We start from the raw sequence: 25,307 nt of genomic DNA, 5'->3' as shown, positions 1-25,307 counted from the left end.
AACCTTGTCTCAACTAGCACTACCAGGAACGAACAGCACCCGTATCGATATGAATAAAGTTACTACTTGGATAATAACCCACGCCACCGGCTTTTAGGCTTAATGCCGCATCACGAACCGTTGAAAGCTTCACGCCGTCTAAACGGAAATCAATGGCCTTTCCTTCCATGTGCATGCTCTTTTTCGCTACACGAGAAGACCCGTTGCGCAGCGAGGCGTTAGTGGCAGGAGAACGGTAACCTGAAATGACGATCACCTCTGCTTCTGTACCAATTAACTTTTGAATTTGGCTTATTTGATCGAACAAGCGTCGATCCATCGGATGAACCTCGTTCAGTCGATGGTCTCGACAAAACTCATTCAGCCTTTGCAGTTCATCATTAATGTATCGTTTTCCATCGAAATAGCATGTTTCGAGGATCTCTCCAGTATTAAGATTGTTCATCGCCAGCGCACGTGGCTCGTCAGGGAGTGAAGCCCAAGAAAATGATGGCAGGGCAGACGCCAACACCACACCACCAGCGGTCATTTTAAGGAAATCTCGGCGGGAAAAGTTACGACTTACCATTTCAAAATACAGTGCTCAACAACTAGACAAGTCGTGGACATTAACCAAACACATTTGTCACGTCAAATGCATAAAATGCTCCATCTTGATTTTCAAATGCAGTAATTATTGATTAATTATTGAACGAAAAGAGAATTCTTCGTTTTGTAAATTTTCCTTAAAAATTTCAACTGCGGTGATCGTACTTATAGATATCATCACGGTAGTAAAGCGTTCCCTCTTCCAACCATGCTGTTTGATAAATGATGTGTACTTGAATGCGCTCTCCCAAAGGAACTGACGTGTTAGACCGACGAGAACTTTCTCGCTTTTTCGCTAAACGTTCTTCCAACCCCTGAGTTTTGAACAGAAGTTCTGCTAACTGGTCTGCATGTTCTACACGAACACATCCTGAGCTGAATGCGCGTCTGTCCTGTTCAAACAAGTTCTTACTTGGCGTGTCATGCAAATAAATAGCTTGTGGGTTAGGCATATTGAACTTGTACAATCCCAGTGCATTTTGTAAGCCCGACGCCTGTCGCATACGATAAGGAAATGTTCTCGGATTCACCGTTGCCCAATTGATGGTTGTAGGGTCAATAATTTCGTTCGAAGTCCAAGACCGAATGATTTGAATGTTATGGTTAATCAAATACATCGGATTACGTTTTACTTTAGGAATAATGTCTTTAACCATGATAGTCCAAGGCACGTTCCAAGTTGGGTTGAGAATAACTGAATCCAGTGCTACCGACATGATGGGCGTTTTTCTTGATGCTCTCCCTACCACGACTTTAGACTCAAACAAGGGTTGACCGTCATGCCAATACGTGACTTCGTATCCAGGCACGTTAACAAAGACAACATTATCCCTTTCTTTCGACCAAATTCTTGAACGCTCAGAATTCAACGCCAACAGATGCAATCGCTCTTGAGGAGAAAAGTTGATCCATCGAATGGTATTCGGGCCGATAACGCCATCTTCTTTCAAACCATGAATACGCTGGAACTCTTTTATCGCAAGCTCTAATTGTTCGTCATATTCTTCAGTGACTAAATCCAAGTAAGAAACATCTACGCCTACGATCTCCATTCGCTCAATCAATAGGGGTCTGTTTTCTAATATATCGCCAACACGTGCTAGCCCAGTTTGTTGATAGGCAGGATATTGGTACTGAGAATGTTCCGATAGCGAAGAATAGGCGGAGTAGAAAGCATCATCTGTTTGTAATGGAGACCGGAGACTTGCCAAAAACTGACCAAGTTTGCCAACCGTAATCTCATTACTCAGAACCGATAAAGTATCGATGCTAGGAGCGGGTAACGTAACATGGGCTTTGTCTGTAAATAGCCAATTAATCCCTTCTTCGGGGAGTTGCTCAAGATAACTAAGGTACATCAAGAGTGAATCTGTCATCACTAAATCGAAGTCGAGATTATCTCCCTGCCACCTTACTTGGTTTATCCGGTGAAGTTGATTTTCGAATTCATCGGTGACATCCGCAAGTGCAACCAGGTTTACTTGAAAAAGAAACTGCTCAATATCACTTTCATTTTCCCAGTTCAAACGGTAATTGGTGCTTTGATACAGTTGATCAATCACCTCTGGATAATGGATCATTTTTTCTACAGACAGCTTTTGTACCGCTCCCTCTTGCTCGACTTGCGCTGAAGCTTCGAGAGAAACGACGGTGGAAAAGCTGCAAAACGGCACCAGAAGTGCCGTCATGATTAAAACCCTAGCAAACACTGAAATGATCCTTGCGCTACTTGCCATAATAAAAAGTATGGCAAATATCTCACAGCTTGCAGGTTTAAAATTAAGAATCTGATGCCGAAAACGACAACAAAACTCTCTATAAGTAATTACTCAATGATCTTTCTAGATAATTCTCGACCAATGGTTGTCCCATTGCACTCCGCTTGCGAAGGTACTTTTTGACTCCTCTGGTCTTTGCTCTACCACTTTTCCCGCCCCAGAGCTGACTCGGAACTCATCGCCATAGACCACAACACCAGAGGCGTCTGGTAACGCACTTAGCTCTACCAATTTGCCCGTAGATTTAGACCATATACCATAACAACTGCCCGGAGGGGAAGTGGCTAAGATCCATTCATCGGTTGCTGCAATACTCGCAACGTAGTGATTGAAACGCGCCCACTCTTCAGGCTCAGCTTGAAGATCTTGCATTTCACCACCACGCGTGTGCATGGCGATCAAGGCTGGATACTCGTCCGGCTCACCACGATATTGCTGACCACAAAGCACGGTTTCCGCACCATCATGAGCTAAATGGCGAATACTCAACTTATGATCCGGTAAAGACACTTGATCCAATAGCTCCCCTTCCTGTGAAAGGTAACTCAGACTCGGTCTCATGCTATCAAGATTGAGAGGTTCACGGCCGTTGGTGTGTACGCCACCGACGCCAATCGATAATGCGCCATCAGGCATCATGATCACTTCATGAGGACCAAGACCAAAACCCGTTAACTCATCGATTTTTTGATATTGCTTCTGCACATCATAAACACCAATGATCCCACGACTTGTCCCCCTCTCCCCTTCTGTGGCAAATAGCAACGTGCCATCGTGGGAGTAAACGCCATGCCCATAGAAATGACGATTTGACTTTGCTAGTTGCAGTTTGATCATCTGCCCTGAGCGATAATCAAATACCATGAAGAAAGTACCTGGTCGACGACCAAAAACTACGGCGTGGCCTTGTTGGTTGGTTGCCACACCGTGACCACGCTCAGGAATCGGCAATGAAGATAGCGGCATACCATGCTCATCCGCCACCACCGCTGCATATTTATCTCGGCCAATGATAGAGCAGCCGATCAACGCAGGCTCACGTGAGCTTGTTGAAGAACAACCAAATGGCATCATAGGTGTAGCCGCCCCGAATAGAGCGGCTTTCAGCAAAGTTCGGCGGGTTTGATCAGTCACCATCGGTTGCATTAAATCCTATAACTACGCCAAGCTCGATCGCCACTTCTTCGTGAATCAGGTACTTCAATTGCTCTAGCTTGTTGTATTGAGCGAGCACCATGCGATAGCCTTCTTTTGTTTGTAGTGCAGCAAACAAGCTCTTATCCTCTGGCCAAGTTTCTAACGCCATTTCAAACTGATGAACGACACGGTCTGCGAGATCTGCATGGCCTTGCTCTCTAAGTAGCGCATCTAGACCATTCCCGTTAGCAAAGTACAACGCTTCCATCCCTTGAAGGTTGGCTTTTAAGTTTGAAAGCGAGGTCTCTGAACGCCACGATTCTGAGAAATACGGGCGAGGCTTACCAATCTTCGCTAGCGGTCGGCTCAACTTCTTCATGCTGTATTCAAGCTGATTCGAGAGCAGTGAAATGTACTCAGACTCCCATTCCGTCATCTCTAGCGATGTCCAAGGGTTCTCTGCCCAAGAATCCGCGATGATCTGCGCTTTGTTATCGAGGTTTTCTGCAATCGCTACGCCTGTCACACAAGTATTGCTGTTGCTAGATAAGGTCGACGCTTTATCGTAAAGCAGCCATTCCAGAGCCCCTAAACCTTGCACGGTGACACTTTGGGTGGAGATATCTTCTGCACTCCAAGCTTGGTCAGATTTCGTCAATATAGACATTTTACGACCAGTAGTGTTCTTTTTATCTGGCCAAAACTGAACATTCCAGCTTTGCTCCAATGCCGTAGCAGGGCCACGTTCTTGACCTTGTAATGCCATCCACGCAAGCATAGTTTGATGCCACTGCTGTTTTACTTGTGCATCATCTTTCGACTCTGATGCGCAGTAATCCGCGAAGCGCTGTTCAAGTTCTGTGGTTTGCGCTAAAAACGTCTGAGCTGATTGAAACTCGACCTCGTACACGCTTTGAGAAATATGACTTGTACTCTCAGGCTTGGCAGAGCTCGAACCGATGGTCGATTGGCAACCAACCAAACTTAACGTTGCGGCAATCGCACTCACTAATAGTGTTTTTTTCATGGTTGCTTCCTTATAGAGAATTCAGAAACGCAATCAATGCGTCACGTTCTTTTTTGTTCAGTGCTAAGACGTTTTGTTTCGCCGTTTCAGCTTCGCCGCCGTGCCACAACACCGCTTCCATCAGGTTACGAGCGCGGCCATCATGTAGAAAGTAAGTGTGTCCGTTTACTTCTTCGGTATAACCAATGCCCCATAGCGGTGCTGTTCGCCACTCGCGGCCGTTTGCTTGATATTCCGGACGGTTATCGGCTAAGCCTTCACCCATGTCATGCAAAAGCATGTCGGTGTATGGGTGGATAAGCTGCTCAGAAAGCGCTGGTAACTCTGGTCGTTTCGCCGTTTTAACACTGGTCTTGTGGCAGCTTTCACAGCCAGACGCAGCAAAGATTTGCTGACCAAGTTTCACGTTAGGGTCATTGACATTACGGCGAATAGGTACAGCTAAGTGCTGGCTGTAAAACTCTACGAAGTCGAGAATATTTTCACTCACTTCTGGTTTGCCGCCATTTGGCATGTCGTCACAAATGCTTTGTTTCGAGGTACAGTTTTCATTTGGGAATAAATGGCTCGTAAGACCCACATCACCATTGAATGCTGCTGCATTTTGCTGCATTAACGTCGGTTGTCCTGCTTTCCAGCCAAAACGACCAATCGAGAAATTGTCCTTCTCAATATCCCACACCTTATTGACTTTGCCTGAGATACCGTCTTTGTCGGCATCTTGTTCATCAGCCCAAGCAAGTAGCGTTTCGTCGGGAATACTCTCTAACAAACCAAGGCCGATCATTGGCGGTGCCACGCGTGCTGAGAACTCGGTATCAGGGTGCATATCGCCGTAACCCAGATCGGTAATGTTCAAATGAGGTTTTCTTAGCGTCACCGTCGTACCGTCTTTAAATTTCACTGGGACATCGGTGTAAGTGATTTCGATTTTGCCTTCTGGCGTTTGATCCTGCAGGGCGAAATCTTGAAGCTGACCACCATAAGTCGGCTCAGGTATGCCACCGTCTTTGATGTAGGCTTTCTTTTGTTCTGGCGTCATCGCAGGAATGCTTAAGCGCACTAACATAGACACGGCATGTAAATCATCTTTCTCTGGCGGATGACCACGACCGTCTTTGATGTGACAGTTCTGACAACCATTGGTGTTAAAAAGCGGACCTAGGCCATCACGAGCGTCTGTTGACGCTGGCGCTTGTACCCAAGGGTTGCGGAAAAAGCTGTTACCCACACTAAAATCTAGGCGTTTGCTCATCGGCAGGTTGGCAGCAGGAAGAGAATAGGCATTCGCGCCATCTTTTTTAACACTGGTTTTGCCACCAGACTTAACATCGTAAGCCATGGCAGAAGAAGAAAGGATCGCGGCTAGCGCAGAAATTAGGTATGGCTTCATATCATTGCTCTACATAGACAACAAGGGTGATAACAACGAGCTCAAACGGCAAAAGGGCTCACAAAGAGCCCTTATTTATTATGGTTTTCTTATTAAAACTCGTGGTCAGCAGTATCAGGGCTTAGGCTGTCGATGCCGACAATGTTTGCCGCTCGCTCAATCGCACCAGTTTGCGCTACCAACGACATGATGGTGTCGTTTACCAGCGCGTTGCCTTGTGCGTTACCCGCCGCAATAAGTTGGTCAAAATGCTGGTTATTCTTCTCTGCAGAAGTCACTAGCTCACCAACTTGGCTAAGTGTTGTATCAAACTGCTTTTGAATGTCGGTCGCGGCTTTCTTATCTTTTTGAGCAACAAGATCAGCAATACTTGGACCAGATAGCTCTTTGCCGTTTACACCTTTGTATGTACCTGTGTAAACGTTGTAGATGCCTTGCTCGTTGTAGTAGTGAGAATTATGCGTGTTGTCTGAGAAACAATCGTGCTCGTCTTCAGTTGAGTTCGCTTCTAGTGCCACTTTCATGCGCTCACCCGCTAGCTCACCTAGAGAAAGAGAACCCATGCCGAATAGCATCTTACGTAGACCATTGTCCGCTGAGTCGTTCAGTAGCTCTTCACGGTAGTTACCTTTTACTTCAGCAGACCACTGCTTTTCCATCCACTCAAGGTCTTGAACCAGTAGATCAGCGGCTGCTTTTAGGTACTCTCCACGACGCTCACAATGGCCATTCGTACACTCAGAACCCACAACGAAATCAGTGTAAGCGCGTTGACCTGCGCCTGCGTTAGTGCCGTTTAGGTCTTGGCCCCAAAGCAAGAATTCAATCGCGTGGTAACCTGATGCAACGTTTGCCTCAGAACCACCTACTTCGTTTAAATCTGCTAGTAATTCTGGCGTAATTTTTGAAACGTCCAGTTTAGAAGCACCAATCTGCAGACTTGTGTTTGCGATGATGTTTGCAGCCGCACCTTCGTTACCCAATTCGTATTGGTAGTCCGCTGCTACGTAGTCGATCAGACCTTCATCAAGTGGCCACGCGTTTAACTGACCTTCCCAATCGTCAACAATCGCGTTACCAAAACGGAAAACTTCAGACTGTTGGTAAGGCACGCGAGAATCTAGCCAAGCTTGTTTTACTTCTTCAAGCTTTTTCGCTGATGGTGATTTTAGAAATTCGTCGATTTTTACGTCAAGCGCCTTCGCTGTTGTTACTGAATCAGCAAACACAGCATGGGCAACGTCCGCGTAATGTTCGACTACTTGTTGTTTAGTTACTGTGGCAGCAACGGTAGAACCACTGGCAATGAGGAGTGATGCAGCAATAGATTGGACTAAAACTTTTTTTGCATTCATCTGAAGCATCCTTGTTGAGCTTTTCAATTATCGTATTGGTAGTGCTAATTATTCTTATTTGCACTTTAGTCTCGAGATAATACAAATTTACAATTTATTTGCAACTCCAGATACAAAAAAACCTCATAAAAATGAGGTTTTTCACAGGCTTTATTGTCAGTTTTATCTTTAGGATTAAACCTTTAGGTCATGTTTTCCGTGAGAGACTTTTGCCTTCAGATAATTTTCGTTGCCATCTTTGATATGTGCAGAGGTATTGACAACCTCGCCAATTTCAATTCCGTACTCAGATAACTCACGAATTTTCTTAGGGTTGTTCGTCACGAGGCGGATCTTATTCACGCCTAAAGCTTCTAGCATTTGTGCTGCTTCTGTGAAATCACGCAGGTCATCATCAAAGCCCAAATGGTTGTTAGCTTCGTACGTGTTCATGCCCTGGCTTTGTAAGCGGTATGCATCGATCTTATTGTACAAGCCAATACCACGACCTTCCTGACGGAGATACAAGATGATACCACCGGACTCGCCCATGCGATTGATCGTCTCTTCTAGTTGCTCACCACAGTCACAGCGTGAAGAGTGGAACACATCGCCTGTCAAACACTCAGAGTGCATACGAACTAAAGGCATGTCCTGAGTTTGGTCCGCTTGTTTAAAGATAATAGCAACATGCTCTTTGTCTGTCTTCAGACCATGGAAAGACAGAATTTCGGCATCAATGTTACTTTTTGCCCCGACTTTAAAATCTACTCTGGCACGTACTTCCGCCATATCTATACTCACTCGATTTATTGCTTGATGCGCTTGATGCGTTTTCGTTATTGCATTCATGGGATTTACTCGTTGCTCTTCAACTATGGGGACTGATACCGCATTTTGCAATATAGAGATCACAATTGAGGGCAGTTATCCACTCAAGACAGCAAAAGAGAACCACTCTCCAACTGAACAATTGTTATATTATAACAATTTAAAAAAACTACAATAAAAAACCCCAGACAAATTTTGTCTGGGGTTTCAAGAAGGTCGTTTGGTCTATCTTTTAATGGGTCTGACTGCGCTTCCAAACGGCGAGTTCAATCCAAACTGCTTCGAGTTCTTGGATTTCCTCGTCGGTCAACACGGCGAGCGTTGAAGTAACTTGAGGCAGGTTCGGTGATTGCAATGCACGAATCTGCGAATAGAAGTCTTTTTTAAGTTGTAATATAACTGAATCCACTGCGTGCACCTATTTCGTTCTTTTATTACTTATCCAGCTCAAAATTTTTATTTTCTTTATACTGGAAACTTCATAAATTCGGAAAAATGATAACATTCTGCTTGTTAAGTGCACAATTTATTTTTAATAGTGGAATAACGGTCACATTAATTACGCTTCACCATTCGGATCGAATATAAGACAAAAAAGATCAAAAATAGCACAGGAAAGATCCACAACAGCGCCGTGGAATAATTTAATGGTGGTTGATACAGAACAATATTCCCATAACGAGCAACTAGATAGTCCTTTATTTCTTGATCTGAGCTTCCTTCATTGGCCATCGTATACACTTTCAACCTCAGGTCTTTAGCCGCTTGTGCATTAGACTCGACAAGGTTTTGGTTTTGACACTGCGGGCAGCGTAATGTCTTGGCTAACGAGGTTGCACGCTGTTGCACTTCAACAGAATGAAATTCAAACAGATCAACATTCTGTTCTATATCCGCACTTCTCGTGAAAGGAGAAAATAGTATAAATAGGATTAAAGTGAGGAGAAGATTATTAAATCGAAACATTCAAGTATCCTGAAAATATATCGTTCCATTTATCTGCCGTTAGCTCTCCACGATATTTGATCAATATACGACCATTTGGATCAATCAAGTAAGTTTCCGGCGTTCCGATAACACCTAGCTCCACAGCGAGCTTTCCATTAGGGTCACTAATTACTTCAATATATGGATTTCGTTTAGAGCTCAAATATTCACGAGCGGCTTGTTTTTGATCTCTATAATTCAGCCCAATAATAGGCACACCGAGTTCTGCTAACTGCAATAATTCTTCATGCTCTCGTTTGCATACTCCGCACCAAGATGCCCAAACATTCAATAATTTATATCCGTCGCTTTTGAACAACTGCTCAGAAACCATGTCATCAGAGATCAGAGAAGTAGAGCGAAAATTAGGTGTCTCTAAATTTCGTTGTGGGGACAATTCAACATGTGGTCGCTCAGACAAAGCCACCGCAGTTACTACAGCAAACACGGCAACAGCCACAAACAGACCTGCGAGTTTAAGCGTATTTCTCGATCGCATTGATAGCCTCTCTCCTTTTCTTTAGGCCGGTTAATAGCGCACCAAACACAGCTAGTAGCCCGCCAGACCATATCCACCAAATACCTGCGCGGTACTGAACTTTAATCGCATAAGCATGAGTATCGACTTTGTCACCCAATGTCACGTAATAATCGCCATGCCATAGTGAACGAATCGCAGGCTCGGTCATATTCATCACTCGCACAGGGTAATGACGCTTTTGCGGGTTGAAATTGAGCATGCGGCCATCTTCCAAGTGCAAGGTGATCTGTCCTTGTTCCGCGGTGTAGTTTGGCCCCACTAGCCATTCGATACCATGATAATCGATAGTGATCCCCGCCCTTTGTTGAGAACTGCCGGGTTCGACACGTAAATTGTGTTCATATGAGTAGTGACTGTTGAATACAGCTCCATTCACCGCCAGCGCAAAACCGATATGTGCCATCACGATTGGCATGAGTTTGCGCTTATTGGAACAACGAAACAGCATAACGAGATGCGCCACAATCATCCAAGTAGCCAACGTTATGGTTAGCAATACTTCGAAATGCAGTGCGTGCACTAAGAAGATAAACCCGCTCCCAGAGACAAGAGATAACGAAATACTGATCGCAATATCAGCGCTTACACTCGGCACTGTGCCTTTTGTCCATTTCAGCAGCGGCATGAAAGCTAGGGCAATCAGAGCCAGTATGCTTAATGGGAAGATCAGACTATTAAAATAAGGTGCGCCAACTGAAATGTTTCCTAAACCGAGCAGTTGATAAACCATCGGATAAAAAGTGCCAAGAAAAACGATAGCAGTCGCAATAACCAGCAGCCCTTTGGCGATGTAAGCAGTGTAAGCTCGGCTCGCTAGAGATTGAAGTTTGAAGCGAGGGAGTTGTTCTCCTCGCAAAATCAATACGCCAAAAGTGATGATGACAAGCAAGCTCAATACACCAATCAGCACCAAACCTTTAGTTGGGTCCACCGCAAAAGCGTGCACTGAAGTCAGCACGCCAGAGCGCACCACGAATGTCCCTAAAATGCTTAGGCTGAACGTAGCAAACGCCAGTGCATAGGTGCTCCAAATTGCGCCTCTGTTACGTGTTGCGACAACACCGCTGTGCAACAAAGCAGTACCAGTAAGCCAAGGCAGTAGAGAAGCGTTCTCCACAGGGTCCCAAAACCACCAGCCGCCCCACCCTAGCTCATTGTACGCCCACCATGATCCCACCAAGACACCCAACGTGAGCGTTCCCCAAGCAAAAAACGCTGCGCTTCGAGCAACCACATACCAATCGCTCATCGGTTGTTTACCCAATAGCGCAGCTAATGCAAAAGCTAATATTGCTGCGTAACCGACATAACCGAGATAAAGCAATGGTGGATGAATGATAAGCCCAACATCTTGCAACATTGGGTTTAGATCTCGTCCTTCCGACGCCAATACTTGGGCATACTCGAACGGGTTAGAGGTCATTAACGTGAACCAAGCAAATGTCGCAATAAGAACGTTCATGATTCCTAAACAGTCACAAGTATATTGGGCGTTGAGCGGTGACTTAAATGCAATAAACGACGCCCATAAACTCAAGGTGACGACCCAAAACAACATGGAGCCTTGGTGCCCGCCCCAAGCGGCAGCAATCTTGAATGCTACGGGAAGTTGACTGTTGGAATGCGTAACAACATATTCCAACGCGAAGTTGTCTTGCACGAAGCAGACGATCAGAAGTGCTAAACAAATGATGGAAGCTAAGCTAATGATGTGGGACATCGCGACTTGATGCGGCAATGTCGCCTTCTTACCCATAGCACGACGTAGCCAATGCAGCAACGATGCACAAGTCGATGTTACAGCCACCAATATCAGTAAGAAGAACCCTAGCTCAGCTTCCATTTATCCCCCTTACACTACGGTCATTTGACCGGCATAGAGAATGAAAGTACGCAGCATAAGTACGCCAACCAAGCTCAACGTCGTGACCACAAAAACGTAACTGCCTTTGTGGCGCACTTCTGAAGGCGTTAACCAATTGAGAGTCAAAGGCGTTATCATGCCGATGAACACTACGCCAACCCAGAACCATTGAGCCCAGAATCCACTCGAAATAGCATTCCAAGCCGCGACTTCGTTCTGACCACCGCTGAAGATCAGTCCAGTAAAGAAGGTCACTAAGACAAACAACTCAAACAACACTACTGGGCGTTCAAATCCGTGCACCCAAGACACACTTGGGCTGCAGGTCGACTCTTTAAACACCAAGATGCCGAACATCAAGCATGCTGCTGCGCCCGAGGACAAACTAGAGAACAGGAACAAGATTGGCAGTACTGGATTGTTTAGCATTGGGTAAGTCTTCAACGCAGACAATAGAAAGCCAGTGTACGCTGCAAGCACGATGGCTAAGAAGCCCAAGAACAATTCAATTGCGTTGTTGGCTTTCCCCGCCTTAATCAAAATGCCATCGGCAAAATCCAGCAGTTTGCTTGGTAACTTCCCTTCACAGAAGCTGATGATTTGATGGCGGAAGATAACGCCAATCCAAACAAACAACACGATCATGTACACTTGGAACAAGATCACGCCCATCGACATCACAGACGTTGGGTTGTAGTAGATCATGATCTTCCAAAACTCTAAAGGCTTGGTTAAATGGAAAATCAAAATTACCAACCCAGCAATGATGCCAAATGGTGCGAGCCAAGCCATCGCTTTCATGATGCCGTTTTTTGCGGGATCACCTTCAATCACTTTGCGTTTTAAATAGATTGAAATCATCACCGCACCCGCTGACATCCCAGCAAGGAATAAGTAAATCGCGATGATCCAATCCCAGACTAACGAGTCAAAGTGGAATACACTTTCGAAGCCGTTCATGATGACACCTCCCCTTTGCTATGCGGAATTTTGTACAGTTTAGGTTGCGTACCTAAATGCGATTTATCGCGATAGACAACATGGCTTTCGATAGCTTTGCTCACCTCGCTAGTTGGGTCATTCAAATCACCAAAGATGAGTGCTTTTGTTGGGCAAGATTCCACGCAAGCTGGCTGCTTACCTTGCGCTAGGTTGGTATCACGGCAGAAGTTACATTTATCCGCAGAGTGATCGACTGGATTAAAGAAGCGCACTTGGTAAGGGCAAGCAGCAAGGCAATAACCACATCCGACACATTTCTCTTTGTGTACATCCACGATGCCGGTCGCTTCATCTTTGTATGCAGCGCCTGTTGGACAAACGTATACACATGGAGGGTTATCACAGTGTTGACAGGATTCGCGAGTAAACTGGTATTCCACATCTGGAAATTCGCCAATCGGTTCACTGCGATGAATTTTAAGTCGGGTCACGCCTTCAGGGACTTTATTTACTTCGCGACAAGCATCAGTACAGGCGGTACAGCCAATACAGGCATTTTCATCATGAACCATACCCATGCGTTTCGCTTGTTCACTGTTGCTGGCATAAAGAGAGGAGCTAACAACGGAAGTGCCTGCAACGCCTGTAGTTAAAATCAACGCGCCGCTGCCGGCTAAAAAGTTTCTTCTCGAACATTTCATGCTATCTCTCCTCTTCTTTGGTAAGTTCAGGTTCGACGGCAAATTCAGAGTGACAATCCACACACTGCTTGATCAGTTGTTTTCTGTCGTACGACAACGCTTTGGTTTTCGCTGCGTGTACATCGTGGCAATTTGAACAAGTGAGGTTTTTGGCGTGCACATCGTGCGTCCAGTGGCTTTCTCTCAGTTGTGTCGGTGCATGGCAATCCACACATCGGCTGTTGGCTTTAAGAATCATGCTTGGATCAAGGAACACTTTGTCGTGTACCTCTTTCGATTGCGCGGCAGAAAACTTAATCACATCAGGCGCGCCTTCACGGTGATCAGGGCCGATGTTGCTATGGCAGTTAGTGCAATTGAGTTGCTTACCTTGACTCAATAACGCTTGCGAATCATGCGATAGATTCAGAGTCTCTTTGGCGTCCTTATGACATTGAAGACACTTGTAGTCTCGGTCACGGATCAACTCGACTTGATGACGCTCAGCTTGAGCACCTTCAATCGGCTCTGAAGAAGTCGCGTGGGCGGCGATGGAGAAACCATAGATGGCAAAGATGAAGAGAAGTTTCAGCATTGTCTCTATGGTCAATTTTATATTGCCCATATTGTTCTTTCCTTAGCTCGATAATAATTGATAACTATTCTCAATTATTTATTTGAGCGACAATTAATTTCCTCTGAAGATATTTTTTAGATCTTCAAATGACATCAATTCTTATTTCGGAAAGCCACAACGCTAAACCTATATTTATAATACCTCTATTATTCATAAGGGGTAGAAACACCTGCTCAAAAAGCGAACCAAATCACCCTATTTTTAAAAAGGTTAAGAACCCAAAGCATTGTAGAACAACGACTTAACAACTACCACTTTAGAGGTATATAAATTCAAACATGACTGAGATCACTGGTGTAAATTGATCTAAAACAAGACAAGATTCACTCACTATTTCATCTATCCAATTAAGCAATATTATTAATCGTAGATCTCCAGTTCTTATTTGGAATAGCTCCTCACAACGCTGCTAATAAAAACGAATATGGAGATAACACTGTGAGCATAAAACACTGGATGAGCGCACCTATTGCGGTTGCGACCTTATTCGCCAGCCAATTATTTTTGGTCGGCGCTCCGTTGGCGGCAGAAGAAAAAGGCCTCATCGATCCTCGTAACGATGTCTTTGAACAGAACCACCCTGATCAATACCATTCTTGGAAAGCAACATCCGAAAGTGAGCACATTGAAGATGCTCTAAGTGAAGACCCAAACATGGTTATCCTGTGGGCTGGTTATGGCTTCGCGAAAGACTACAACAAAGCGCGCGGTCACTTTTACGCAATTGATGATGTTCGTCAAACCTTACGTACCGGCGCACCGACTGATGAAAAATCCGGCCCTATGCCGATGGCGTGCTGGAGCTGTAAAAGCCCAGACGTTGCTCGCGTGATTGATGAACGTGGTGAAGACGGTTATTTCGAAGGTAAATGGGCACGCTTAGGCTCAGAAATCGTCAACCCTATCGGTTGTTCCGATTGCCACAACACAGGCTCTGAAGCCTTCAAGAAAGGCGAACCTGCGCTAGCACTAACTCGCCCATACGTCGAGCGTGCTTTTGATACTATTGGTAAAAACTTTGATGAACAGTCTCGCCTAGATAAGCAAGCATCGGTCTGCGCTCAATGTCACGTTGAATACTACTTCACCGGCCCAACTAAAGCGGTTAAATTCCCATGGGATATGGGCACCACCGTTAATGACATGGAGAAATACTACGACGCGTTGAATTTCAAAGATTGGACGCATGCCGTATCTAAAGCGCCGATGCTAAAAGCGCAACATCCAGGTTTCGAAACTTGGAGAGCGGGTATTCATGGTAAAAACAAAGTGGTGTGTGTGGACTGCCACATGCCTAAAGTGACCAAAGAAGACGGTACGGTGTACACAGACCACAAAGTGGGTAACCCATTTGATCGTTTTGAAGACACCTGTGCGCAATGCCATACCCAAACTAAAGAGCAGCTACAAGGCATCGTCTCGACTCGCAAAGCGCAAGTACTGAACATGAAGCTAACCGCCGAGAAGCAAATCGTAGCGGCACACTTTGAAGCAGGCGCAGCGTGGAAAGCAGGTGCAACAGAAGCAGAGATGGAACCTATCCTACAAGATATTCGCCATGCACAATGGCGTTGGGACTACGCGATTGCTTCTCACGGTGTTCACATGCATGCTCCTGAGGTAGCACTTGAAGTACTAGGTACTGCAGTTGACCGCGCTGCTGACGCGCGTACCAAATTGGTTCGTTTACTGGCAACCAAAGGCATTACTGACCCTGTTCAAATTCCAGATATCTCGACCAAAGCGAAAGCGCAACAAGCACTAGGCATGGATATGGATAAGATGAACGCAGACAAGAAACACTTCCTAGAAACAGTAGCGCCAGAGTGGGATAAAGCAGCAGCTGAACGCGAAGCCACGTATTAGTCTAACTGGCAACGGTTAACTTATAGATACAACAAGGGGCGTACTGAACGCCCCTTTTCTTTCTTTATTATCTTTATCTCTTCATCCTGATTCTATCGAGAGACAAAAATCGAATGTACTAGCGACGAGGAAGCTTAGGTCTAGGTTGAATATTTGGACGTGCTTTAGGTATCTGCACATTTGGACGAGCAACTGGACGCTGGATCTTCGTTTCCGGTAATGCTTTTCTTTGTTGAACCTTTTCTTTCACCGCCTTGCCTTGTAAAGTCGCTGGTTCAATATGCTCCGGACGATTCTCCCATTGGGTTCGAATCTCTTGCTTTTGCTCGTCAGGCAATGATTGCCAATGATCATCAAGCTGGCGTTTCATGTTATCGATATTGGCGGACATATCGTCGTCTTTCCAATCTTCGACTTTGTCTTTGATGGATTGCTGTTGGTCTTCATCTAAACCATTCCACCACTCTTCCAGTTTCTCTTTGTATTCATCGTCGTTATCGCAACAGCCCGGATAGTAATAAATCCAGTAGTCGTCATGATCGTACCACCACGGGTCGTAGTAACCCGATGAATAATAAACCGTAGAGGAAGAGCCAGAATGATCGGAAGAGCTACAACCCGCCAGCACAGAGCCGCACAGCAAAACCAATATGCTTAGTGCTTTATTTTTCATTCGTTGCCCACCTTTCCCTCTATTGCTTGTTAAATTGTACGCTTACAATAGCTCTTTTGCTTTGTTAATAGAGTTAATGATTTGCACCCTATCTAAATTTGGATCATTAGAATCTAATAATATTACCCAGGCATCAATCGCTTCCTGAAATCGGAATGACAGAAAATGATCATTTGCGATCAAAGACAAAGCGGCTTCATTGTGCGGTTCTATCTGCAAAGCTTGCTCCAAAAGCAAGCTAACTTCTTGCGTCATTGATTGCTGGTGAATGTAGTACAAGGTAGTCGCCTTTGCAGCAAGTTGCGTGGCACTGACTGGCTCAGTCAGTTGGATCGCGTAATCAAAACAAATCAACGCACCGTCAAATTCACCCTCTAGCAGGTAGCCCTGCCCGAGTTGGAACCACAATTCAGCGTTGTTCGGATCTTCACGCAACTGGTCTTGAATCTCTTTCATGATGTCACGAGCAGTCATCATTCGTGACATTTCCGCGTGTATTGGTTTAGGCGGTGTTTGATGAAGCAATAAGAAACTGGCACTCGTCACGACAAGTACTAACAGGCAAAAGCCAAACCATTGAGCAGGTTTAGCTTTTGATGCACTCAGTGATAAGAGTACGATAAACAACCCCATCAGAGTGATGGCAGCGAAAAACCAAACAGACATAACACGTCCTGTAAACAAAGATAACGTCAGTGTACGCATTTCTTACTTTAAATGCGTTGATACAGATACAAAAAAAGCCGAGCAACTAAGGGCTCGGCTTTTCATATCAGGATAACGATGTAAGATTACTCTTCGTTACCTTCCTCTGCATCATCAGCAGCTGGAGCGTCTTGCTGCGTATTTTCATCTGTTGACTCTAACGCTTCTGCATCTTCATCAGCAGGCAGCTCTTCATCATCAACTTCTTCAATACGTTGCAAACCAACAACTGATTCATCTTCCGCAGTACGGATAAGCGTTACACCTTGTGTGTTACGACCAACTTGGCTAACTTCACCCACACGAGTGCGTACTAACGTGCCAGCGTCGGTGATCATCATCATTTCATCACCTTCAACAACCTGGATAGCACCAACTACCGGGCCATTTCGCTCAGAAACTTTGATAGAAACTACACCTTGAGTGCCACGACCTTTTGTCGGGTACTCGCTAAGTGCTGTACGTTTACCATAACCGTTTTCTGTAACCGTTAGGATATCGCCTTCGTGCGAAGGAACAATAAGTGATACAACTTGGTCATTTTCAGCCAGTTTCATACCACGAACACCAGAGGCGGTACGACCCATAGGACGAACACCTTTAAACTTGATCTCTGGCTGACCATTCTCATCAAGAACTGGTTTACCATTTTCATCAAGTACTGGAATCTCTTCTGCTTCTTTAAAGCGAACCACTTTACCCGCTTTAGAGAACAGCATGATTTCGTTTTCGCCGTTAGTGATATCCACACCGATTAACGAATCGTCTTCACGTAGGTTCACAGCGATTAGGCCGTTTGAACGTACGTTTGCAAACTGGTTCAACGGCGTTTTCTTAACCGTACCGTCACCTGTTGCCATGAAGATGAATTTGTCTTCAGAGAATTCATCAACACGTAGAATCGCGGTAATGCGCTCACCTTCTTCTAATGGAAGGATGTTCACAATTGGCTTACCACGCGCAGTACGGCTCGCTAGAGGCAATTGGTAAACTTTCAGGCGGTATGTCTTACCACGAGTAGAGAAACACAAGATGTTATCGTGGGTATTCGCCACTAGAAGACGCTCGATATGGTCTTCATCTTTCATCTTAGTCGCACTCTTACCTTTACCACCACGGCGCTGTGACTCGTAGTCGCTCAGTACTTGGTACTTAACGTAACCACCGTGAGATAGAGTAACCACAACGTCTTCACGTGCGATCAGCTCTTCCATGTCAATATCATGGCTCGCAGCTGTGATTTCTGTACGACGAGCGTCACCAAAGCCGTCACGAACCGCTTCAAGTTCTTCACGGATCACTTCCATCAAACGCTCAGTGCTCGCAAGGATATGCATGAGTTCAGCGATTTCTTCTAGAAGTGTTTTGTATTCGCCAAGAATCTTCTCGTGTTCTAGACCTGTTAGTTTATGTAAACGTAGATCTAGGATAGCTTGTGCTTGTTGCTCAGTCAGGAAGTACTGACCATCACGAATACCATATTCAGGCTCTAGCCATTCAGGGCGCGCAGCATCTGTACCAGCACGCTCTAGCATTGCTGAAACGTTGCCTAAATCCCAACCACGAGCGATAAGACCCGCTTTTGCTTCAGCCGGTGTAGGTGCCTTACGGATAAGCTCAATGATTTCATCAATGTTAGCAAGCGCTAGAGCTAAACCTTCAAGGATATGAGCACGTTCACGCGCTTTACGCAGTTCGAAGATAGTACGACGTGTCACAACTTCACGACGGTGATCAACGAAGCACTTCAGCATATCTTTTAGGTTGAATAGCTGTGGCTGGCCATTGTTTAGGGCCACCATGTTGATACCGAAAGTGGTTTGCAGCTGAGTCTGAGCGTAAAGGTTGTTTAGAACTACTTCGCCCACAGCATCGCGCTTACACTCAATAACAATGCGCATACCGTCTTTATCTGACTCGTCGCGCAGTGCACTGATGCCTTCTACTTTCTTATCTTTAACTAGCTCAGCGATCTTTTCGATCAAGCGAGCTTTGTTCACCTGGTAAGGAATTTCAGTGACGATAATGGTCTCTTTACCATTCTTCTCCACTTCGATGTCCGCTTTCGAACGCATGTAGATTTTGCCACGACCTGTTTTGTACGCGTCTACAATGCCTTTACGACCGCTGATAAGCGCCGCCGTTGGGAAATCAGGACCAGGAATGTAATCCATTAGTTCATCAATAGTGATTTCTTCATTATTGATGTATGCAAGACAGCCATCAATCACTTCGCCAAGGTTATGAGGCGGGATGTTGGTTGCCATACCTACTGCGATACCAGAAGCACCGTTAACCAATAGGTTTGGAATTTTAGTTGGAAGAACCGCTGGGATCTGCTCAGTACCGTCGTAGTTTGGTACGTAGTCTACGGTTTCTTTGTCTAGGTCAGCCAATAATTCATGGGCAATTTTTGCCATTCGAACTTCGGTGTAACGCATTGCCGCAGCAGAGTCGCCATCGATCGAGCCAAAGTTACCTTGACCATCGACCAGCATGTAACGAAGCGAGAACGGCTGAGCCATACGTACGATTGTGTCGTACACAGCACTATCACCATGTGGGTGGTATTTACCGATTACGTCGCCGACAACACGGGCTGATTTTTTATATGGTTTGTTCCAATCGTTGCCTAGTACGTTCATCGCGAATAAAACGCGGCGGTGTACTGGTTTTAGGCCATCACGCACATCTGGAAGAGCACGACCCACGATGACTGACATCGCATAGTCTAGGTATGAACCTCTAAGCTCATCTTCAATGTTTACGGGCGTGATCTCTTTAGCTAAATCGCTCATAGAGCCATTATCCCTCTATTATCTGATCGTAATTACGATACGTGTAAGGTGCAAAAATATAACACACAATTCATCACTTCGGCATCACTTTCCCTCTCCTTTTATCAGGTTGTGAGCTTGGTTATGAATCAAATGTCGAGAATTTGCACACTCATCCCATATCTTTCTGATTAGTGGTTATATTTCGGTCAATATTGAGCAAAATCGGACCCTTTACGCGGAAAAGCGAGGTAAATTCCTTTAACCACACAACGCGAAAATACAGGTTTTAGAGTTATTGTCACTGGCACCAGTTCAAGGATGAAGCAAAAACAATAGTTAGCGCTTTACAAATTACAGGCACCTGTCTCGATTGCCGCGCCAGTGAACTCTGTCATTGTCCCTTAACTAAGCACATCGAGGTTGTTTGGGTGTAAAACGTTGGAGTATACTGGCGCCCTCTAAAGGACTCAGATTGAATGCAATAAAACCAATTATGACTAAAGCACAAAACGTCGACCCAAGTGAAATTAAGAAATTCGAGGACATGGCTTCTCGATGGTGGGATTTAGAAGGCGAGTTTAAGCCGCTTCATCAAATTAACCCACTTCGTTTGAACTATGTACTTGAAAAAGCAAATGGCTTGTTTGGCAAGCGAGCACTTGATGTCGGCTGTGGTGGTGGCATTCTTGCTGAAAGCATGGCAAAAGAAGGCGCTATTGTGACGGGGCTTGATATGGGTAAAGAACCATTAGAAGTCGCGCGACTACATGCATTAGAAACAGGCACTCAACTGACCTACATTCAGAGCACAATAGAAGACCACGCTATAGAAAACGCAGGAACTTACGATGTCGTGACTTGTATGGAGATGCTTGAACACGTTCCAGATCCTCTCTCCGTTATCCGCTCTTGTGCTGCGCTAGTCAAACCCGGTGGTCACGTGTTTTTCTCAACTTTGAACCGAAACATTAAGTCGTACTTATTTGCTATTGTCGGTGCTGAGAAGCTTCTTAAGATTGTTCCTGAAGGCACTCATGAGCACGATAAGTTTATCAAGCCAGCCGAAATGATGAAGATGATAGACCAAACTGACCTGACGGAAATGGGCATTACTGGGCTTCATTACAACCCTCTAAATGACAGCTACAAACTCGGTCGTAATGTAGATGTAAACTACATCGTTCATACTAAAAAATACTGAACGCTATTAAGTTAAAAAATGAGTTTTGTGATTGACATTTTTTAAAGAAAATGAATCGGAAGCGGTAGCACAAAGTTGCCGCTTTTTTTGTCTTTTTATGGCTAAAATTCGTGCTCTAGATTCCATTTTGACCAAGCCATTTTTCGCAGATAAAAACGGCCAAAGATCAAGGAAAATATTTTTGCATGCGGTTATTTCTAAACCGATCTCGAAACCGTACTTTTAACCATTCAAGTCAGCCCTTTTCTCATCGGTTAGTGTTCACTTACTGATTTTTTTCATTTTGTCAGTTATCCACAAGTCATCCAAGATCTGTACCTTGATAAATCAGTGTAATAGCACTATCTTGTAACCCGCAAACAAATGAACCCCTATATGTTGTGTTTAAGCGACAATATATAGATAGACTTTGATCACAAAGCCGCCGCAAGCTTTACTCATATTGCACATAAACAAACAAAAATACGGCTTTTATCAGTTTTCTTAGGGAAATAAAGCAGAATGAACCAACAACTTACCGTCACCAAGCGTGATGGCCGTAAAGAAAGTATCGATCTGGATAAAATCCACCGCGTTATCACTTGGGCTGCAGAAGGTCTAGATAATGTTTCGGTTTCTCAAGTAGAACTTCGCGCTCACATCCAGTTTTACGACGGCATCACAACGACAGATATTCACGAGACAATCATCAAGTCTGCGGCAGACCTGATCTCTGAAGAGACTCCGGATTACCAATACCTAGCTGCTCGCCTAGCGGTATTCCATCTGCGTAAAAAAGCGTATGGCCAATACGAGCCACCAACGCTTTATGATCACGTGTCTCGCCTCGTCGATATGGGTAAGTACGATCAACATATTCTAGAAGACTACACAAAAGCAGAACTCGACGAACTTGATGCGTACCTCGACCATAAACGCGACCTAAACTTCTCATACGCGGCAGTTAAGCAGCTAGAGGGTAAGTACTTCGTACAGAACCGTGTTACGGGCCAAATTTACGAAAGTGCTCAGTTCTTATACATCCTTGTAGCAGCGTGCTTATTTGCGAAATATCCAAAAGCGACACGTCTTGATTACATCAAACGTTTCTACGATGCGACATCGACATTTAAGATTTCTCTACCTACGCCAATTATGTCTGGCGTTCGTACCCCTACTCGCCAGTTCAGCTCATGTGTTCTGATCGAGTGTGGAGACAGTCTTGATTCTATTAACGCAACAGCAAGCTCAATTGTTCGTTATGTATCTCAGCGCGCTGGTATTGGTATCAACGCAGGTCGTATCCGTGCATTAGGCTCAGAGATTCGCGGTGGTGAAGCATTCCACACTGGTTGTATTCCGTTCTACAAGTACTTCCAAACAGCAGTAAAATGTTGTTCACAAGGTGGTGTACGTGGTGGCGCAGCTACTGTTTTCTACCCAATGTGGCACGGTGAAGCACGCTCACTAATGGTACTTAAGAACAACCGTGGTGTTGAAGAAAACCGTGTTCGTCACATGGACTACGGTGTTCAGTTAAACAAACTGATGTACCAACGTTTAGTTGAAGGCGGCAATATTACGCTATTCTCACCATCTGATGTACCTGGTCTGTACGACGCATTCTTCGAAAACCAAGAAGAGTTTGAGCGTCTATACGTGAAGTACGAGAACGATCCTTCAATCAAGAAAGAAACGGTTAAAGCGATTGAAATGTTCACTCTGCTAATGCAAGAGCGTGCATCAACGGGTCGTATCTACATCCAGAACGTGGACCACTGTAATACTCACAGCCCATTTGATTCTGAAGTTGCTCCAGTTCGTCAGTCGAACCTATGTTTAGAAATCGCACTACCAACGAAACCATTAACTAACGTTGAAGATGACTCAGGCGAGATCGCACTGTGTACGCTTTCTGCATTCAACTTAGGTGCTATCAAGTCTCTAGATGATTTCGAAGAGCTATCCGATCTTGTTGTTCGTGCGTTAGATGCACTGCTTGATTACCAAGATTACCCTCTACCAGCGGCATACAAATCGACTATGAACCGTCGTACGCTAGGTGTTGGTGTGATTAACTTTGCTTACTACTTAGCGAAGAATGGCGTGAAATACTCTGACGGTAGCGCGAACGGCCTAACTCACCGTACGTTCGAAGCAATGCAGTACTACCTATTGAAAGCATCTGTAGCACTGGCGAAAGAGCAAGGTAAGTGTCCTTCATTCGACGAGACGAACTACGCGAAAGGCTTACTGCCGATTGATACGTATAAGAAAGATATCGATCTAATTTGTGACGAAGCGCTGCACTACGACTGGGACAGCCTACGTAAAGAAATTATGGAGCACGGCCTACGTAACTCAACACTGACTGCACTAATGCCTTCTGAGACTTCTTCTCAGATTTCAAACGCAACTAACGGTATTGAGCCACCACGTGGTTACGTTTCAGTAAAAGCTTCGAAAGACGGTATCCTGAAGCAAGTTGTACCAGAGTTCACAGAACTTAAAGACAGCTATGAACTGCTTTGGAATATCGGTTCGAACGACGGTTATCTACACCTTGTGGGTATTATGCAGAAGTTTGTTGACCAAGCTATCTCTGCTAATACTAACTACGACCCGTCACGTTACGAGACTGGCAAGGTTCCAATGAAGAAACTACTTCAAGACCTGCTAACAGCGTATAAGTTTGGTGTGAAAACGCTTTACTACCACAACACTCGTGATGGCGCGAAAGATGAACAGAAAGACGCTGTTCAACCACAAGATGACGATTGTGCTGGCGGCGGTTGTAAGATTTAATCTTCCCGTACCTAGCGAACCCGTAAAGACAGACTATCGATAACCTCCCCCTTACGGGGAGGTTTAAAAGGAATTGAGGCATTATGGCTTACAGTACTTTTAACCAAAAAAAGAATGACCAATTGAAGGAACCAATGTTCCTAGGTCAATCAGTAAACGTTGCACGTTACGACCAACAAAAGTTTGAGATTTTCGAAAAACTTATCGAGAAACAACTTTCTTTCTTCTGGCGTCCAGAAGAAGTAGACGTATCTAGCGACCGTATCGATTACAACAAACTGCCAGATCACGAGAAGCACATCTTCATCTCTAACTTGAAGTACCAAACGCTTCTTGACTCTATCCAAGGCCGCAGCCCTAACGTGGCACTGCTGCCGCTTGTGTCTCTACCAGAACTAGAGACTTGGATTGAGACTTGGTCTTTCTCTGAAACGATTCACTCTCGTTCTTACACACACATTATTCGTAACATCGTGAACGATCCTGCTGTAGTGTTTGATGATATCGTTGAGAACGAGCACATTCTGAAGCGTGCAAAAGACATCGCGCACTACTACGACGATTTGATTCAAGCGACGAATGATTACCATCGCTACGGTGAAGGTGAGCATGTCCTTAACGGTGAAACGGTTAAGGTTAGTCTGTACGATCTTAAGAAGAAGCTGTACATCTGTTTGATGTCTGTTAACGCACTAGAAGCTATTCGTTTTTACGTCAGTTTCGCATGTTCTTTCGCTTTCGCAGAACGCGAACTAATGGAAGGTAACGCGAAAATCATCAAGCTGATCGCTCGTGACGAAGCACTTCACTTAAACGGCACGCAGCACATGATCAACCTGCTACGTAACGGTCAAGATGACTTCACTTTCATGCAAATCGCAGAAGAGGCAAAACAGGACTGTTTTGACCTATTCAAAGAAGCGGCTGAGCAAGAAAAAGAGTGGGCAGAGTATCTATTCAAAGATGGCTCTATGATCGGTCTAAACAAAGACATCCTAAGCCAATACGTTGAATACATCACAAATATTCGTATGCAAGCGGTAGGTCTACCAGCAGCGTATCCAAAAGCAACAACCAACCCAATTCCATGGATTAACGCTTGGTTGTCTTCAGATAACGTTCAAGTTGCGCCTCAAGAAGCAGAAATCTCTTCTTACCTTGTGGGTCAAATTGACAATGAAGTTCGCGCAGATGACTTCGAAGGATTCGAGCTGTAATGGCAACACTCAAAATCAACAAACTGATCAGCATTGAATCCAACCCTTCCAATACGATTTTGGAAACAATGGAGCAAGCTGGCCTATTACCAGAATACAACTGCCGTGATGGGCACTGCGGCGCCTGTCGCTGCAAATTGGAGTCTGGTGAAGTGGAGTATGTTGGTTTTGCCATGGCTTACACACAAAGTGATGAAATATTACCTTGTATCTGTAAAGCAAAATCAGATTTGTCACTTAGCGGCGTTAACTACGCGATGAAAGAAAAGCAGCGCGCATAACGTTGACTCGACGGTATAAAATGCAAAAGCCAAGGTAATCACCTTGGCTTTTTTGTCTCTG

At 44.9% G+C, this 25,307-nt stretch carries 22 protein-coding genes; 5 read left to right on the top strand and 17 right to left on the bottom strand.

Features of this window, described 5'->3' with window-relative positions; translation table 11 throughout:
• Positions 1-19: 19 nt before the first annotated feature.
• The 14 genes from mepK to nrfB all read right to left on the bottom strand — a co-directional run bounded on the left by mepK (position 20) and on the right by nrfB (position 13,727).
• The gene (gene mepK, locus J4N43_RS06040) at positions 20-568 is read right to left on the bottom strand and encodes a peptidoglycan L,D-endopeptidase MepK (protein WP_025767288.1); all 549 of its coding nucleotides are present in this window, start codon (positions 566-568) and stop codon (positions 20-22) included.
• A gap of 166 nt (positions 569-734) precedes the next feature.
• Entirely contained in the window at positions 735-2,297 is a 1,563-nt protein-coding gene (locus tag J4N43_RS06035) for a L,D-transpeptidase family protein (protein WP_021033969.1), read from the bottom strand.
• A gap of 132 nt (positions 2,298-2,429) precedes the next feature.
• Positions 2,430-3,512, bottom strand: coding sequence for a DUF1513 domain-containing protein (locus J4N43_RS06030; RefSeq protein WP_025767287.1), 1,083 nt, complete (start codon positions 3,510-3,512; stop codon positions 2,430-2,432).
• Positions 3,493-4,530 (bottom strand): imelysin family protein, encoded by a 1,038-nt coding sequence (locus J4N43_RS06025; protein WP_025767286.1) that lies wholly within the window; start codon positions 4,528-4,530, stop codon positions 3,493-3,495. Before J4N43_RS06025 ends, J4N43_RS06030 begins: the two co-directional genes overlap by 20 nt.
• Before the next feature lie 10 nt (positions 4,531-4,540).
• Complete coding sequence (locus tag J4N43_RS06020) at positions 4,541-5,923, bottom strand: di-heme oxidoreductase family protein (RefSeq protein ID WP_025767285.1); 1,383 nt, start codon at positions 5,921-5,923, stop codon at positions 4,541-4,543.
• Positions 5,924-6,015: 92 nt separating this feature from the next.
• Positions 6,016-7,278 carry an imelysin family protein gene (locus J4N43_RS06015; RefSeq protein WP_199266795.1) on the bottom strand — a complete coding sequence of 421 codons (1,263 nt, stop codon included), beginning with the start codon at positions 7,276-7,278 and terminating at the stop codon, positions 6,016-6,018.
• A 174-nt stretch (positions 7,279-7,452) separates the two neighbouring features.
• Positions 7,453-8,049 carry a GTP cyclohydrolase II gene (locus tag J4N43_RS06010; RefSeq protein WP_025767283.1) on the bottom strand — a complete coding sequence of 199 codons (597 nt, stop codon included), beginning with the start codon at positions 8,047-8,049 and terminating at the stop codon, positions 7,453-7,455.
• A gap of 271 nt (positions 8,050-8,320) precedes the next feature.
• Entirely contained in the window at positions 8,321-8,497 is a 177-nt protein-coding gene (locus tag J4N43_RS06005) for a hypothetical protein (protein WP_020480909.1), read from the bottom strand.
• 146 nt (positions 8,498-8,643) lie between these two features.
• On the bottom strand, positions 8,644-9,054 hold the full coding sequence (gene nrfF, locus J4N43_RS06000; protein ID WP_025767282.1) for a heme lyase NrfEFG subunit NrfF: 411 nt from the start codon (positions 9,052-9,054) through the stop codon (positions 8,644-8,646).
• Positions 9,041-9,574, bottom strand: coding sequence for a DsbE family thiol:disulfide interchange protein (locus J4N43_RS05995; protein WP_025767281.1), 534 nt, complete (start codon positions 9,572-9,574; stop codon positions 9,041-9,043). Before J4N43_RS05995 ends, nrfF begins: the two co-directional genes overlap by 14 nt.
• Positions 9,552-11,459: a heme lyase CcmF/NrfE family subunit gene (locus J4N43_RS05990; protein ID WP_158159702.1), complete on the bottom strand. Its 1,908-nt coding sequence runs from the start codon at positions 11,457-11,459 to the stop codon at positions 9,552-9,554. Before J4N43_RS05990 ends, J4N43_RS05995 begins: the two co-directional genes overlap by 23 nt.
• 9 nt (positions 11,460-11,468) lie before the next feature.
• Positions 11,469-12,440: a cytochrome c nitrite reductase subunit NrfD gene (gene nrfD / locus J4N43_RS05985; protein WP_025767279.1), complete on the bottom strand. Its 972-nt coding sequence runs from the start codon at positions 12,438-12,440 to the stop codon at positions 11,469-11,471.
• Complete coding sequence (gene nrfC, locus J4N43_RS05980) at positions 12,437-13,123, bottom strand: cytochrome c nitrite reductase Fe-S protein (RefSeq protein WP_017636123.1); 687 nt, start codon at positions 13,121-13,123, stop codon at positions 12,437-12,439. Before nrfC ends, nrfD begins: the two co-directional genes overlap by 4 nt.
• A 1-nt stretch (position 13,124) precedes the next feature.
• On the bottom strand, positions 13,125-13,727 hold the full coding sequence (nrfB, locus tag J4N43_RS05975; protein WP_054701239.1) for a cytochrome c nitrite reductase pentaheme subunit: 603 nt from the start codon (positions 13,725-13,727) through the stop codon (positions 13,125-13,127).
• Positions 13,728-14,177: 450 nt separating this feature from the next.
• On the opposite strand from nrfB, the gene nrfA reads away from it, so the two are divergent.
• Positions 14,178-15,605, top strand: coding sequence for an ammonia-forming nitrite reductase cytochrome c552 subunit (gene nrfA / locus J4N43_RS05970; protein ID WP_025767277.1), 1,428 nt, complete (start codon positions 14,178-14,180; stop codon positions 15,603-15,605).
• Positions 15,606-15,723: 118 nt separating this feature from the next.
• Here nrfA and J4N43_RS05965 read toward each other — a convergent pair whose 3' ends face one another.
• The 3 genes from J4N43_RS05965 to gyrA all read right to left on the bottom strand — a co-directional run bounded on the left by J4N43_RS05965 (position 15,724) and on the right by gyrA (position 19,781).
• On the bottom strand, positions 15,724-16,278 hold the full coding sequence (locus tag J4N43_RS05965) for a hypothetical protein (protein WP_042522796.1): 555 nt from the start codon (positions 16,276-16,278) through the stop codon (positions 15,724-15,726).
• Positions 16,279-16,320: 42 nt separating this feature from the next.
• Complete coding sequence (locus J4N43_RS05960) at positions 16,321-16,944, bottom strand: TPR domain-containing protein (protein WP_025767276.1); 624 nt, start codon at positions 16,942-16,944, stop codon at positions 16,321-16,323.
• Positions 16,945-17,069: 125 nt separating this feature from the next.
• Positions 17,070-19,781: a DNA topoisomerase (ATP-hydrolyzing) subunit A gene (gyrA, locus tag J4N43_RS05955; protein WP_017636128.1), complete on the bottom strand. Its 2,712-nt coding sequence runs from the start codon at positions 19,779-19,781 to the stop codon at positions 17,070-17,072.
• Between the two features lie 475 nt (positions 19,782-20,256).
• Here gyrA and ubiG point away from each other — a divergent pair, with 475 nt between their 5' ends.
• The 4 genes from ubiG (at position 20,257) to yfaE (ending at position 25,246) form a co-directional block, all read left to right on the top strand.
• Positions 20,257-20,964 (top strand): bifunctional 2-polyprenyl-6-hydroxyphenol methylase/3-demethylubiquinol 3-O-methyltransferase UbiG, encoded by a 708-nt coding sequence (gene ubiG / locus J4N43_RS05950; protein ID WP_005376820.1) that lies wholly within the window; start codon positions 20,257-20,259, stop codon positions 20,962-20,964.
• Between the two features lie 501 nt (positions 20,965-21,465).
• Complete coding sequence (nrdA, locus tag J4N43_RS05945) at positions 21,466-23,748, top strand: class 1a ribonucleoside-diphosphate reductase subunit alpha (protein WP_005376819.1); 2,283 nt, start codon at positions 21,466-21,468, stop codon at positions 23,746-23,748.
• A gap of 83 nt (positions 23,749-23,831) precedes the next feature.
• The gene (gene nrdB, locus J4N43_RS05940; RefSeq protein WP_064368593.1) at positions 23,832-24,965 is read left to right on the top strand and encodes a class Ia ribonucleoside-diphosphate reductase subunit beta; all 1,134 of its coding nucleotides are present in this window, start codon (positions 23,832-23,834) and stop codon (positions 24,963-24,965) included.
• A complete protein-coding gene (yfaE, locus tag J4N43_RS05935; protein WP_005376817.1) occupies positions 24,965-25,246 on the top strand; it encodes a class I ribonucleotide reductase maintenance protein YfaE in 282 nt (93 codons plus the stop codon). The genes nrdB and yfaE overlap by 1 nt, the downstream gene beginning before the upstream one ends.
• Positions 25,247-25,307 lie beyond the last annotated feature (61 nt).

It is taken from the genome of Vibrio sp. SCSIO 43009 (genome assembly GCF_023716525.1).
GTDB classification, from domain to species: Bacteria; Pseudomonadota; Gammaproteobacteria; order Enterobacterales; family Vibrionaceae; genus Vibrio; species Vibrio alginolyticus.
This window is presented reverse-complemented; position numbering and strand designations above follow the sequence as displayed.

Excerpts from the sequence above, each read along its gene's own strand:
- J4N43_RS06020 (WP_025767285.1), bottom strand. The coding sequence starts at position 5,923 with ATGAAGCCATACCTAATTTCTGCGCTAGCCGCGATCCTTTCTTCTTCT.
- gyrA (WP_017636128.1), bottom strand. The coding sequence starts at position 19,781 with ATGAGCGATTTAGCTAAAGAGATCACGCCCGTAAACATTGAAGATGAG.
- nrfD (WP_025767279.1), bottom strand. The coding sequence starts at position 12,440 with ATGAACGGCTTCGAAAGTGTATTCCACTTTGACTCGTTAGTCTGGGAT.
- nrfB (WP_054701239.1), bottom strand. The coding sequence starts at position 13,727 with ATGGGCAATATAAAATTGACCATAGAGACAATGCTGAAACTTCTCTTC.
- nrdA (WP_005376819.1), top strand. The coding sequence starts at position 21,466 with ATGAACCAACAACTTACCGTCACCAAGCGTGATGGCCGTAAAGAAAGT.
- J4N43_RS06010 (WP_025767283.1), bottom strand. The coding sequence starts at position 8,049 with ATGGCGGAAGTACGTGCCAGAGTAGATTTTAAAGTCGGGGCAAAAAGT.
- nrdB (WP_064368593.1), top strand. The coding sequence starts at position 23,832 with ATGGCTTACAGTACTTTTAACCAAAAAAAGAATGACCAATTGAAGGAA.
- J4N43_RS05960 (WP_025767276.1), bottom strand. The coding sequence starts at position 16,944 with ATGTCTGTTTGGTTTTTCGCTGCCATCACTCTGATGGGGTTGTTTATC.
- nrfC (WP_017636123.1), bottom strand. The coding sequence starts at position 13,123 with ATGAAATGTTCGAGAAGAAACTTTTTAGCCGGCAGCGGCGCGTTGATT.
- J4N43_RS05990 (WP_158159702.1), bottom strand. The coding sequence starts at position 11,459 with ATGGAAGCTGAGCTAGGGTTCTTCTTACTGATATTGGTGGCTGTAACA.
- J4N43_RS06025 (WP_025767286.1), bottom strand. The coding sequence starts at position 4,530 with ATGAAAAAAACACTATTAGTGAGTGCGATTGCCGCAACGTTAAGTTTG.
- J4N43_RS06015 (WP_199266795.1), bottom strand. The coding sequence starts at position 7,278 with ATGAATGCAAAAAAAGTTTTAGTCCAATCTATTGCTGCATCACTCCTC.
- ubiG (WP_005376820.1), top strand. The coding sequence starts at position 20,257 with ATGACTAAAGCACAAAACGTCGACCCAAGTGAAATTAAGAAATTCGAG.
- mepK (WP_025767288.1), bottom strand. The coding sequence starts at position 568 with ATGGTAAGTCGTAACTTTTCCCGCCGAGATTTCCTTAAAATGACCGCT.
- J4N43_RS06030 (WP_025767287.1), bottom strand. The coding sequence starts at position 3,512 with ATGCAACCGATGGTGACTGATCAAACCCGCCGAACTTTGCTGAAAGCC.
- J4N43_RS05995 (WP_025767281.1), bottom strand. The coding sequence starts at position 9,574 with ATGCGATCGAGAAATACGCTTAAACTCGCAGGTCTGTTTGTGGCTGTT.
- yfaE (WP_005376817.1), top strand. The coding sequence starts at position 24,965 with ATGGCAACACTCAAAATCAACAAACTGATCAGCATTGAATCCAACCCT.
- nrfF (WP_025767282.1), bottom strand. The coding sequence starts at position 9,054 with ATGTTTCGATTTAATAATCTTCTCCTCACTTTAATCCTATTTATACTA.
- J4N43_RS05965 (WP_042522796.1), bottom strand. The coding sequence starts at position 16,278 with ATGAAAAATAAAGCACTAAGCATATTGGTTTTGCTGTGCGGCTCTGTG.